The sequence below is a fragment of the Thiomonas sp. 13-64-67 genome (assembly GCF_002282795.1).
GTDB lineage: Bacteria > Pseudomonadota > Gammaproteobacteria > Burkholderiales > Burkholderiaceae_C > Thiomonas > Thiomonas arsenitoxydans.
In genome coordinates this window covers 1-11,662 of the sequence record NZ_NCKP01000022.1, presented here as the reverse complement: position 1 = coordinate 11,662, position 11,662 = coordinate 1, and the positions used below count along the sequence as shown (strand labels likewise).

The following is an 11,662-nucleotide window of genomic DNA, read 5'->3' as shown; positions in this document are numbered from 1 at the left end:
CCCTGGGGGGAGAGCCGCGTGCAGCGCGGCTTTCGGGGGGGGGCTAATATTCGTTTTTCACCCCGCCGGCCAGGGCGACAAAGGCCCGCGCGGCGACGGCCACGAACGGCCGCAGCCACCACGGCGCCCGCGTGCGCAGACGGTCGGGCGTGTTGATCGGCAGCGACTGCGCGATCTGGCTTTCGATATGCGCGCCCAGTTCCAGCGCGAAGGCGCGGTCGAGCACGGCGAGATTGGCTTCGAGATTGACCAGCAGCGACAGCGGGTCGATGTTGGAACTGCCGACCGTGGCCCAGTCCGCATCGACCACGGCGACCTTGGCGTGCAGATAGGCGGGGGTGTATTCATAGATATGCACCCCGGCGCGCAGCATTTCGCCGTAGAGCGCGCGCGCCGCCCACGCCGCCATGCGGTAATCGATACGGCCTTGCAGCAGCAGCTCGACGCGCACGCCGCGTGCCGCCGCATTTTTCAGCGCCTGGCGAAACTCCAGCCCCGGATAGAAGTAGGGGCTGACGATGAGCACGCGGTTGCACGCGCGGTTGATGGCGCGGATGTAGCTGTGCTCGATGGCGCGGCGTTGCGAGAAGTTGTCGCGCACCACCAGCGCGGCCAGGCTTTGCGCGAGGGTCTGCGGGGTGGGGCGGGGTGCGGGTGTGCGGGGCGCGGTCGCTGTGGCGCTGCTGGGCGGCAGTGGCGCGCCGTCTTCGTCGGCCACGGGCATGTCGCTGCCCCAGTCCAGCAGTTCCTGCCAGTAGGCGCGGCGGTTGGGCGAGGTGTCGAACACGCCAGGGCCGGGCAGTTTGCGCAGACGGCGCTGCAGGCTGCCGGTGAGCACGGTGCGCAGCCATAGTCGCTGCATCACCCACTGCGTCTGGCGCGCGAGATGGCCGTGGTATTGCACCGCATAGTCGAGCCGGGGCTGCGCGCTCCATCCGTGGTGAATATCGAGTCGGTCGTCGATGAGGTTGATGCCGCCGATGAAGGCGGTGTGCGCGTCCACCACGCACAGCTTGCGGTGCAGCCGCCGCCAGCGACCCCGCTGCACGACATCGAGCCATTTGCGCCAGGGACGAAACACCATGAACTCCACCCCGGCTTCGGTGAAGCGGCCGGAGAGCGCCTCGACACTGCGGCTCGAACCCAGCCCGTCCACCAGCACCCGCACCTGCACCCCGCGCCGCGCGGCGTCGCACAGCGCGCTGGCCAGAGTCATCGCGGCCTCGTCGGTATGAAAAATGTAGGTCTGCAGCCAGATGCTTTCGCGGGCTTGCTCGATTGCCTGTTGCATGGCCGGGAATAGCGCGCTGCCGTAGGGCAGCAGCCGCGGGGCGCCGCCGCCGGTCCAGCGCAGCGGTTCATCGAGAGGGTGGGGCAGCGTGTCGGCTTGCAAGGACGGGGCAGGCAAGGGGCGGCGCTCGGGCTACGCGCTCACGCGGCGATGGGCGCAGACGCAGCGGCGGCCGGGTCGGGCAGGGGCGACTCGGGGCAGTCTGGCTGGTCGCAGCGCAGCGAGGCCAGCAGCGGCGCGTGGTCGGACAGCCGGGCCCAGGCGCGACCCCAGCCCAGACCGATTTCGCTGGCACTCAGACCGCGGGCGTAGATGCGGTCGAGCGGCATCAGCGGCAGCCGCGCGGGATAGGTGCGCACGCGCTTGCGCCAAGAGGTCTTGCCATTGGTCTTGAGTGGCGGCTCGCTCACATCGACCAGGCCTTGCTGCAGCAGTTGCGGGCCGATGCGGCCGTGCCAGTCGTTGAAATCGCCCGCGACGATGAGCGCCGCCTGCGCGGGCACCTGCGCCGCGATGTAGTCGAGCAGGCGATCGGTCTGGCGCTGTCGACTGGCGGCAAACAGCCCGAAATGCACCACGATGCAGTGCAGCGGCCCGCCCTTGGGCAGCGCCACCTGCACATGCAGCAGGCCGCGTTGCTCGAAGCGGTGGTCCGATACATCGCAGTGGGCGATGTCGATGATGGGATAGCGCGACAGCAGCGCATTGCCATGTTCGCCATGCCGGGTGCAGGCATTGGTGCGGTAGGCCGCGTGCATGTTCAGCGCCTGCGCCAGAAAGTCGTGCTGCGGCAGCGCGGGCCAACCGCTCAGTCGGCGCGCGTTGCGCTGATGCAAAAACTGCACCTCCTGCAGAAAAACCAGATCGGGCTCAAGCCCCTGCAGCGCCGTCTGCAACTCCAGAATGCTGGCGCGCTTGGCCGGGCCGTGGCCGAGCACGCCTTTGTGGATGTTGTAGGAGGCGACGCGCAGTTCCATGACCGGGCCTGTTCAGCGCGAAGGAAAGCGCCGCGGCAACTGGCGGATCGCATCGGCGTTCGAGGCCGAAAAGCAGCGCTTGGTCGCCTCCTGCCACGGCAGCCAGGCCCATGCGCGGTGTTCGCGTGCGGCCAGGGTGACGGGAGTGCCTGCGGGCACTTCGAGGCTGAACACATGCTCGGTGTTTTTCCAGATGCCCGCCGGGTAGCGATGCCGCCATAGCGGATAGATTTCGTACACATTGGCCAGCCGCCAATCGCGCAGCGCGGATAGGGGCACGGCGATGCCGCCCACCTGGATGCCGGTTTCTTCGGCCACTTCGCGCAGGGCGGTGTCCATCAGGGGTTCGCCAGGGGCGTCGATGCTGCCCGTCACGCTTTGCCAGAAGCCGGGCTGCAGCGCGCGCTCGATCAGCAGCACATCGAGTGCGGGAGTGTGAATCACCACCAGCACCGAGACCGGAATCTTGCGTCCGGTCTCGGACGGGGAGAAGGGGGACTGAGTCGTTGCATCCATGACCCGCATCTTAAGGAAGTCAGGCTGCAAACGCTTGCTTGCCGCGCCCTCGTTTCTTGCGGCCTTTGCGCAAAACAAAAACCCAAGCCCCGGCGGGCCGGGGCTTGGGTATTCAGGCAACGGGGAGTTCCCGTTGATGAATTACAGCGTCTTCTTGGAGAAGTACCAGTCGGTCACTTCCATGCCTTGCGCCGCGCCCTTGCTCACGCGCTCTTCAGCGGCGGCGGAGGTCTTCGGCGGGGGCACGATGACCTTGTCGCCCGGGCACCAGGCTTCCGGCGTGGCCACGCCGTGCTTGTCGCTGGTCTGCAGGGCTTGCAGCAGACGCACGAACTCGTTGATCGAGCGGCCGTTGCTCATCGGGTAGTACACCATGGCGCGCAGGATGCCGTTGGGGTCGATGAAGAAGGTGGCGCGCACGGCCTGAGTGTCGGCGGCGCCGGGGTGGATCATGCCGTAGGCGCGGGCCACTTCCATCTTCAGGTCTTCGATGATGGGGAAGGGAATGTCCACGCCGAAGTGTTGCTTGATCGAACGCACCCAGGCCAGGTGGGCGAAGATGGAGTCGATCGACAGGCCGAGCAGCTCGCAGTTCATCGACTTGAAGGTCTCGGCCTCACGCGCGAAGCCCATGAACTCGGTGGTGCACACCGGGGTGAAGTCGGCCGGGTGCGAGAACAGGATCAGCCACTTGCCCTTATAGTCGGCCAGGGTACGGGGGCCGTGGGTGGTGACGGCGTTGAAGTTGGGCGCGGGCTCGTTGAGGCGGGGCAGGCCGAAATTTTCAGTGGTTTGTTCCATGGTTGAGCTCCTTGTGGTGGGAAGAAAACATGCGGCGGGTGTGCCGTTGAGAAAGAAGTCTAGGGAAAACCCGAAAATTGATCCAATCGATTGTCACAATCGGACGGTTAGGAAAAACATATAACGAAACCGGCGCTTTGAAAAACTGAATGAGGCGCACTGTGCGCGGTCGGATCGACTTGGTTGTGACAGGCGACTAAATAGGGTGAACAGGCCCAAGGGGAAACACCAATTCCACCCAGGTGCCGTGGCCCGAAGGCGGCGCGGCGCTTTCCGCTGGTTTGTCGGCGGGCGCGCTGGACGGTACGCGGTCGATGTTGCGGCGCCAGGCGATCTGGCCGCCCAGGGCGCGGGCGCGGATCTGCATGCTGGTCAGGCCATGTCCGGAGGTGGCATGTTGCGGATCGATGCCGATGCCGTCGTCGAAAACGTCCAGCCGCATACGGGTCGCATCGACGATGCTCAGTCGCACGGAAACGCGGCTGGCGCGGGCGTGGCGTATGGCGTTGCTCACCGCCTCTTGCAGCAGGGCGCGCAGGTGGTATTGCTGCGCGGCGTCTTGAGGGGGCAGGCGAGCGGCGCTCAGCCCACCGATGAGTGGCGGCGGCCAGTCGAGCGCCATACCGGCTGCGGCCAGGCGTTGCGCGGTTTCCGAGCGGATGTCGGCGGCGAACTCTTCCCACGGCTGCACCGCCTGCCGCAGCCCGCGCACGATGGCGCGTAACTGATCGATGGTGGTCATCAGCATGGCCTGCTCGCGCTCGCCGTGCACCAGATGGCGCAGGGTGAGCAGCTTGGCGCCGATGTCGTCGTGAAGATCGCTGGCGATGCGGTCGCGCTCTTGCTGCACGCCGGTCTCCAGCGCGTCGCGGCCCGCCGCGGCCTGGTTGAACAGGGTCACGAGCGAGGCGGCCAGGTCGGCGTCGGTCACGGTGAACAGGCGCTGGCCGGCGCTGCGCCCTTGCAGACGGCGCGCGGCCAGACCGCCTGCCGGGGCGATGCGCAGTTCCATGCCGTCCTGCGCCAGACCGGGGGCGGTGTCGGCCTCGCTTGGCGGCATCGGCAGGTTGTGCAGCGGCTGGTACAGCCGGTCGAGCAGGCCGAGCCAGCGGCGCTCGCGTTCCAGCGTCTGCGCGGTGAAGGCCACCGAAATGATCTCGGGCAGCAGCCTATCGATGGGCGGCAACTCGCCCTGCATCATGCGGCCCCACAGCCACTGCCGCATCGGCAAATACAGCAGCCCGGCCAGCAGCAGGGTGAGGATGAGTGACAGGTCGTGGCGCCAGTTCAGCAGCAGCACCAGCAGCATGTCGAGCACGATGATCAGCCCCAGCCCTAGCACCCAGAGCAGCAGCCGGTAGGCCCAGCGGTCGAGGTCGAACAGGTGATAGCGTCCGACCCCCAGGGCCAGACCGAGGTACATGGCGAGAAAAAAACCGAAGGCATAGCCCTGCTGCATCGGCGTGAACACCCCGATCATTCTCGAACCGAAGGTGAAGACGACAAAGGTGAACGCGCCCAGCATGGCCGAGAGCATGAACCAGCGCAGCGCGGCGCGGTCGGCTGCGCGCATGGCGCTGCGCCGCCACTGCACCACGGCCAACGCCACGGCAAGCAGGATTTCGAGCAGCAGCGGAATGCGCACCCCCCAGCTCACGTTGGGCGCCAGCCGCGCGGCATCCATCGCCCACCAGCCCACCACGATGATGGGCACGGGCCAGAGCCACTTCGCCGCCGCCAGTCGCGCTGGGTACACCAGAAACAGCGCGGCCAACGCGCCGCCGAACCCCAGCGCGCCCAGATGATTGATGGCCGATAGCAACTCGAACAGACCGCCGGGCAGCGCCAGTTCGCGGGTGCTGTAGATCGCGGCCGAGTATGTGTTGGGCAGAAACAGCAGCCCCGAGAGCGCCAGCAGCCGCCCCGGCCAGCCCTTGGGTTTGAGCGCATAGACCCAGGCGCCGACGAGCAGGGCCACGCCGCCGCAGAGCAACTGGAACCAGAACACCAAAGGCAGACTGGCGAGCGGACGGTTGGGTAGGGGCGCGACGGTCTGCTCGAAGACCTGTCCGGCAGGGTCTTGCCAGCTCAGCAGCAGGGGACGTGCCTGCAGCGTGGCGATCTGCGTTTGGCGCTGAAAAAAGCGCTCGACTTCGGCGTAAGTGTCGAAATAGTCAGGCTCTTCGATCAGGTCGCTGGGCTGCAAGGCCACGCGCTGCCCGCCCGAGCTGATCGACAGCAAGCGCGAGCCTTGAGCGATGGCGGCGGCGGGGCCGTTGCGAGCGACATGCAGCACCTCGATGCCCGGGCTGTACGCATCGGCGCGGGACGACAGCGTGAGCCCCAGCCAGGGTTGATTGAGGGCGATGTACAGCGCCGTGGTGATCCCCGCGAGGGTCAGCAGCAAGGCCGCCATCAAAATGCGGGCAGAACGGGTTTGCGGCATCTGCATGATGGGCGGATTGTCGCCCACCGCGCGCCCGCGGCGTCAATCGGGGCGGGATCGGGTGACGGCAGCTTCGAGCGCGGAGATGAAGCGCGCGGCCACATTGCAGCCGGATTGCTGGGTGATTTCCTGAAAGCAGGTCGGGCTGGTGACGTTGATCTCGGTGAGCTTGTCGCCAATGATGTCGATGCCCACCAGCAGCAGGCCGCGCGCGGCCAGCACCGGCCCCAGCGCGCGGGCGATGGCCCAGTCGGTCTCTGAGAGCGGCTGCGCCACGCCCAATCCGCCAGCGGCCAGATTGCCGCGTGTCTCGCCGCCTTGCGGAATGCGCGCCAGGCAATAGGGCACGGGTTCGCCGTCGATGATCAGCACCCGCTTGTCGCCCTGCGCAATGGCGGGCACGAAGCGCTGCGCCATCACGGTGGTGGCGCCAAAGGCGGTGAGGGTTTCGATCACCACGTTGAGGTTGGGATCGGGGCTGCCATCGGCCTGCTGCCGCAGGCGAAAGATGCCCGTGCCGCCCATGCCGTCGAGCGGCTTGAGGATGATGTCGCCATGCTCACCGTAGAACGCCTTGATTTCGGCCGCGCGGCGGCTGACCAGAGTGGGGGTGATGAACTGCGGAAACTCCAGAATGGCGAGCTTTTCCGGGTGGTCGCGCAGCGCCCGGGGGCTGTTGAACACGGCCGCACCTTCGCGCTCGGCTTGCTGCAGCAGATGGGTGGCGTAGAAGTATTCGCTGTCGAAGGGCGGGTCTTTGCGCATGAGTACCGCATCCACCTCGCGCAAGGCCAGTGGGCGCTGGTCGATCACGCGGTACCAGTCGTGCCCCGACGTGGCCCCGGTGAGTTCGATGCGGCGGCAGACGGCGGTGACTGGCGCTGCAATCGCCTCCTCCCCACCCGTCGGGACGGTGGTTGTGGAGGAGTTCCCTCCCCTCCAGTGCAAATCGGCGGCTTCGCAAACCCAGAGCACATGGCCGCGCGCCTGCGCCTCGCGCATCATGGCGAAGGTGGTGTCCTTGTAAATTTTGAAGGACGCGATCGGGTCGGCGATGAACAGCAGTTGCATGATGGGCGTTCCCGCGGGCTCAGCCCAGTCCCACATCAGGGTCGGTGCGCTCCAGCTCGTAGCTGGCGGCCACCATGGCCAGCCGGGCGATCACGCCGTACATGTAGAAGCGGTTCGGCCCGTTGGTGCCGGGGGCCGCTTCCGGGTGGGTGACGTTGAACTGTTCCTCGAATGCCAGCGGCACGAAGTGCATGCCGGGGGCGTTGAGGTTCTCATCCGGCCCGCGGTCGGCGTGCACGCGGTAGAACCCGCCCACGACATAGCGGTCCATCATATAGACCACCGGCTCGCACACGGCCTCTTGCAGCCGCTCGACGCTGGGCACGCCTTCCTGAATCAGCACTTCGCTGACTTCCATCCCTTCCTTGACCACGCTCATTTTGTTGCGGGTCTTGCGGTTGAGGTCTTTCACCTCGCTGGGGTCGCGCACGGTCATCACGCCCATGCCGTAGGTGCCCGCGTCGGCCTTGACGATGACAAAGGGCTTTTCCTGAATGCCGTATTCCTTGTACTTCTTGCGCACCTTGGCCAGCACGCTGTCGACCGCTTCGGCCAGACAGTCTTCGCCGTGGCGCTCGTGGAAATTGACCTTGCCGCACTGGGCGAAGTAGGGGTTGAGCATCCACGGATCGACGCCGATGAGCTTGGCGAATTTTTTCGCCACATCGTCATACGCGTGGAAGTGCTTGGACTTGCGCCGCACGGCCCAGCCGGCATGCAGCGGCGGCAGCAGGTATTGCTCATGCAGACCCTGCAGGATGGGCGGGATGCCGCCCGACAGATCGTTGTTGAGCAGGATGGTGCAGGGGTCGAAGTCTTTCAGCCCGAGGCGCAGTTTGTTGCGGATCAGCGGCTCCACCACCAGCTCGCCGCCCGACGGCAGCTTGAGGTGCATGGGCTCGGTGACCGTCTCGTCGAGCGACCCGAGACGCACATTCAGCCCAGCCTGACGGAAGATGCGCATCAGGGTGTGGACGTTTTCGAGGTAGAAGGTGTTGCGGGTGTGGTTCTCGGGAATCACCAGCAGGTTCTTGGCCTCCGGGCAGATTTTCTCGATGGCGGCCATGGCGGCCTGCACCGCCAGCGGCATCATCTCCGGGGAGAGATTGTTGAAGCCGCCGGGATAGAGGTTGGTGTCGACCGGCGCGAGCTTGAAGCCGGCGTTGCGCAGATCGACCGAGCTGTAGAACGGCGGGGTGTGCTCCATCCATTCGAGGCGGAACCAGCGCTCGATGGAGGGCTGCGCCTCCAGGATGCGCTGTTCGAGTTCGAGGACGGGATCGCCCGAGGAGGTGATGAGATGCGGGATCATTGTTCTGTTTGCAAAAGCGGGGACAGCCCCGATTCTTGCAGACGCAGCGCAAACGCGCTGAGTTGCCGCATCTGCCCCGGTTCAGGCGCCGTTCGTCATCCAGCCCCAGCGCTGAAAAATCGCCGCGCCTTGCGGGCTCTGCAAAAAGGCGATGAACTGCTGCGAGGCGGGCAGCTGTTTGCCGCGCGTGGTCGGGGCGATGCCGGTGTCGCGGTAGATGCGGTAAGGCTCTTCCACCGCCACCTGTTCGGCCAGCTTGGGGTTGGAGACCTGCCAGATATTCCAGATCAGCCAGGCGTCGATGTCGGGCTGGTCGATCCAGGCCTGGCGGGCCAGCGCGCTGTTGGCTGGATAGGCGACGATGTTCTTGCGCAGCGCGCGCACGGTGCGGATGTCGCCCAGGCGACCGGCGGCGTCTTCCCAGACCCCGTTCTGTCCGGCGCCGTTGACCACGAGCACCTTGAGGCCGGGCTTGAGCAGATCGGTGAAGCCGGTGATGTGCTTGGGGTTGCCCGGGCGCACCAGGATGGAGAGCGGCCGCAGGTAGAGCGCAGTGACGTCGGCACTGTCGAGCTGGCCGTTCATGGCGGTGACGAAGTCGCTCATCATGGTTTCCGATCCGGAATAGATCAGGTCGGCGTTGGCCCGGGCGGCGTCGATCCACTTCGGGGTGGGGCCGGCGGTGACTTCGACCTTGATGCCCGTGGCTTTCTCGAAGGCCGTGGCCGCTTCCTTCATGGCGGGCGCCGGGCCGCCCGGGCCGTACACCTTGAGCGACGGGGTGTTGTCCGCCAGGGCCAGCGGCGTGGCCGAGGCCAGCAGCAAGCCGGCGCCGAGCAGGCTGGTGCGCAGCAGGGCGCGGCGTCCGGCGTCGGGGGTTTGGCCAGCGGACGGGTTGGGTGAGGTGGGTTGGGTCATGAGCACTCCTGAACGTCGAAAAAAAACCCGGTCGATCGACGCCAAAGCGTCGGTCTGCAGGGCGAGGGGAATCGAAAGCGGCGTCGCGAAGTCAGGCTTGCGGCGCGGCAGTGGAACCTGGCAGGGCGGATGGATCGTCGGCGGTGTAGCGCTGATAGAGCACGCGCGCCGCGTCGAGCAATTGGGCGCGGGGCAGATCTCCGGTCAGCGCGTAGCCCCATTGGCGATCCACCCAATAGAAGGTGGACGCCGGTTTTCCGGGCACGATGCGAAATGAAATCTCGGCGGTGGGCTTGGCCATGCCGCGCAGATAGACCGTGACGCGGTGGCCTTGCGCGTCCTGGTACATGAGCTGTGCGGCGGGTTTGCCCGGCATGCCGGGCAGCAGGCGGCCGCCCATGAGCACCAGGCCGCCGGGCAGGGTGTCGGGCGCCACGATGGGACGCTGCAGGCGGCGCGACAGCCAGGTGGTCAGATCGCTGCCTTCGCGCACTTCCACCGGGCGGCGCGCGTCCGGGGTGTAGACGGCGTAGGCGAGTTCGGCCTGATGCACGAAGTGCTGCATGCCTTCGCTTTCGTTCTGCGCGGTGACCACGGGGCCGTTTTGCTGCAGCGCCTCCCGGGTGGCCAGGCTGCCGGCCGCCGCGCCCACGCCGATCCACAACGCCACGGCTGCCGCGCGTACCCAGGGGCGCGCAGGCGGCGCGAGAGGCTGCAGCAGGCGCGCGGGCACTGGCTCGTCGAGCATGGGAGCGAGTGCCTCGCGCAGCGCCAGGTTCTGCGCCTGCAGGGCGGCGATTTCCGCGCTCACGGAGCTTCGCGCGCCGTGTGGTGGCACATCGCCATTCAGGGCCAGCCGGGCTTCGTATTCCAGGTAGCGATCGACCTCGGCGCTGCGGGCCGCGTCGAGCTGGCCGTCGGCGTAGGCCATGAGGGTGTCGCGGTCGGGGCGTTGCGGATTCATCCCACACTCCTTTGCCCATCGATGATGCGCAAGGCAGGGCGCTGCGCTCCTTCACCGTTGGTGAGTTGCCAGAGCTGGCTGCGGGCGCGCGACAGGCGCGACATCACCGTGCCGGTGGGTACGCCGAGCGCCTTGGCCGCCTCCGTATAGCTGAGCCCTTCCACGGCCACCAGCAGCAACACCTCGCGCAAGGGCACGCTCAGGCGCTGGAGGGCGGCCAGCAGTTCGAGGGCTTCGAAGTGAAGCTCCTGTGTTGCGGCTTGCACTGGATGGGCGGCGTCTGGCAGATCGTCCAGAGACTCCGTGGCCTGCGCATTGCGCACGGCGCAGTGATCGACGAACAGGTTGTGCATGATGGAAAACAGCCAGGGCCGCACACTGCCCACCCCGCGCCACAGCCCCCATTTGTTGACGGCGCGCTCCAGGGTGTCCTGCACCAGATCGTCGGCGTCGGCCATGCGCCCGGCGTGGAGCACGCGGGCATAGCGCCGCAGGTGCGGGATCTGCTCGGTCAGCAGTTGGTGGCGGTCGGCCATGACGGGGCGGGTTTGAGGGCGGGCGGGCCGTGGGTGGAATCAGTATCCGCCTTTGCTGGCGAGCTTGGGGTCGATCTGCCAGATTTCATCGACCAGCTTGCCGCTGCGATAGGTGAGCACGTAGCGCACGGGAATGGCGGTCTTGCCCTGGAATACGACATCGGCCGTGACGGTGGCGCCCTTCGGGTTGGCCGCTTCCTGCAGATGCGTGATCTCGGCCTTGAGCGGGCCGTTGGCCTTGGTGAACTTGGTCCAGGTGGTCTTGATGGTGTCGGCGGCGTCGTAGCGGCCATCCAGCGGGCCGCCGACCCATTCGAGCACGGCGTCCGGGCCGTAGCTGGCGGTGATGGCGTCCACGTTGCCTGCGGCAATCGCCTCGATGTGCGTGCGGGCGGCCTCGACGGGGGTGTCGGCGTAGGCCGACGGCGCGATCCAGAGCGCCGAGAGGGCCAGCGCCGCGGCGGCGAGGGTGGGGGTCAGTCGAGTGGCGGTTTTCATCTTCAGCTCCGTTAAGGGTTGGGATGCTGCATAGACGGCCCGGCGCGGCGATTATTCCGTTGTCGAAAAAAAACCGCCCCATCGGGGCGGTTGGAACATCCTGGGGACAGGATGAGGAGACGCCTTCGGGTGCGGCGGCTGGCCGCCGCAGCGTTCAGAACTTTGACTCAGAGCACTTGCTCGCCGTGCAGGCTGATGTCCAGACCTTCGCGTTCCTGCTCTTCGGTGACGCGCAGGCCGATGACCCTGTCGATGACCTTGAGGATGACGAAGGTGACGATGGCGTCGTAGACGATGGTGAAGCCCACGCCCTTGGCCTGGATCAGGATCTG

11 protein-coding genes and 1 pseudogene are annotated in these 11,662 nt (G+C 66.7%); all 12 read right to left on the bottom strand.

The features are described from left to right. Nucleotides 1–43: 43 nt before the first annotated feature. Nucleotides 44–1,408, bottom strand: a complete 1,365-nt coding sequence (clsB, locus tag B7X30_RS07535; RefSeq protein WP_286730092.1) for a cardiolipin synthase ClsB — start codon at nt 1,406–1,408, stop codon at nt 44–46. A gap of 23 nt (nt 1,409–1,431) precedes the next feature. Next, on the bottom strand, nt 1,432–2,268 hold the full coding sequence (locus B7X30_RS07530; protein WP_286730091.1) for an endonuclease/exonuclease/phosphatase family protein: 837 nt from the start codon (nt 2,266–2,268) through the stop codon (nt 1,432–1,434). Between the two features lie 12 nt (nt 2,269–2,280). Further along, a complete protein-coding gene (nudB, locus tag B7X30_RS07525; protein WP_286730090.1) occupies nt 2,281–2,784 on the bottom strand; it encodes a dihydroneopterin triphosphate diphosphatase in 504 nt (167 codons plus the stop codon). A 141-nt stretch (nt 2,785–2,925) separates the two neighbouring features. Beyond that, nucleotides 2,926–3,585 (bottom strand): peroxiredoxin, encoded by a 660-nt coding sequence (locus B7X30_RS07520; RefSeq protein ID WP_013124279.1) that lies wholly within the window; start codon nt 3,583–3,585, stop codon nt 2,926–2,928. Between the two features lie 196 nt (nt 3,586–3,781). Continuing rightward, nucleotides 3,782–6,037 carry a sensor histidine kinase gene (locus B7X30_RS07515; RefSeq protein ID WP_286730089.1) on the bottom strand — a complete coding sequence of 752 codons (2,256 nt, stop codon included), beginning with the start codon at nt 6,035–6,037 and terminating at the stop codon, nt 3,782–3,784. A gap of 36 nt (nt 6,038–6,073) precedes the next feature. After that, complete coding sequence (gshB, locus tag B7X30_RS07510; protein WP_286730088.1) at nt 6,074–7,102, bottom strand: glutathione synthase; 1,029 nt, start codon at nt 7,100–7,102, stop codon at nt 6,074–6,076. 19 nt (nt 7,103–7,121) lie between these two features. Then, nucleotides 7,122–8,414 (bottom strand): glutamate--cysteine ligase, encoded by a 1,293-nt coding sequence (gene gshA / locus B7X30_RS07505; RefSeq protein WP_286730087.1) that lies wholly within the window; start codon nt 8,412–8,414, stop codon nt 7,122–7,124. Nucleotides 8,415–8,495: 81 nt separating this feature from the next. Beyond that, entirely contained in the window at nt 8,496–9,266 is a 771-nt protein-coding gene (locus tag B7X30_RS07500; RefSeq protein ID WP_286730126.1) for an extracellular solute-binding protein, read from the bottom strand. A 157-nt stretch (nt 9,267–9,423) separates the two neighbouring features. Further along, nucleotides 9,424–10,296 (bottom strand): anti-sigma factor family protein, encoded by an 873-nt coding sequence (locus B7X30_RS07495; protein WP_286730086.1) that lies wholly within the window; start codon nt 10,294–10,296, stop codon nt 9,424–9,426. After that, nucleotides 10,293–10,832: an RNA polymerase sigma factor gene (locus B7X30_RS07490; protein ID WP_286730085.1), complete on the bottom strand. Its 540-nt coding sequence runs from the start codon at nt 10,830–10,832 to the stop codon at nt 10,293–10,295. Before B7X30_RS07490 ends, B7X30_RS07495 begins: the two co-directional genes overlap by 4 nt. 39 nt (nt 10,833–10,871) lie before the next feature. Further along, nucleotides 10,872–11,330 carry a nuclear transport factor 2 family protein gene (locus B7X30_RS07485; RefSeq protein WP_286730084.1) on the bottom strand — a complete coding sequence of 153 codons (459 nt, stop codon included), beginning with the start codon at nt 11,328–11,330 and terminating at the stop codon, nt 10,872–10,874. A gap of 167 nt (nt 11,331–11,497) precedes the next feature. Further along, nucleotides 11,498–11,662, bottom strand: a pseudogene (locus B7X30_RS07480) (ammonia channel protein); the annotation flags it as partial.

Excerpts from the sequence above, each read along its gene's own strand:
- B7X30_RS07490 (WP_286730085.1), bottom strand. The coding sequence starts at position 10,832 with ATGGCCGACCGCCACCAACTGCTGACCGAGCAGATCCCGCACCTGCGG.
- gshB (WP_286730088.1), bottom strand. The coding sequence starts at position 7,102 with ATGCAACTGCTGTTCATCGCCGACCCGATCGCGTCCTTCAAAATTTAC.
- gshA (WP_286730087.1), bottom strand. The coding sequence starts at position 8,414 with ATGATCCCGCATCTCATCACCTCCTCGGGCGATCCCGTCCTCGAACTC.
- B7X30_RS07520 (WP_013124279.1), bottom strand. The coding sequence starts at position 3,585 with ATGGAACAAACCACTGAAAATTTCGGCCTGCCCCGCCTCAACGAGCCC.
- B7X30_RS07515 (WP_286730089.1), bottom strand. The coding sequence starts at position 6,037 with ATGCAGATGCCGCAAACCCGTTCTGCCCGCATTTTGATGGCGGCCTTG.
- B7X30_RS07495 (WP_286730086.1), bottom strand. The coding sequence starts at position 10,296 with ATGAATCCGCAACGCCCCGACCGCGACACCCTCATGGCCTACGCCGAC.
- nudB (WP_286730090.1), bottom strand. The coding sequence starts at position 2,784 with ATGGATGCAACGACTCAGTCCCCCTTCTCCCCGTCCGAGACCGGACGC.
- B7X30_RS07530 (WP_286730091.1), bottom strand. The coding sequence starts at position 2,268 with ATGGAACTGCGCGTCGCCTCCTACAACATCCACAAAGGCGTGCTCGGC.
- B7X30_RS07485 (WP_286730084.1), bottom strand. The coding sequence starts at position 11,330 with ATGAAAACCGCCACTCGACTGACCCCCACCCTCGCCGCCGCGGCGCTG.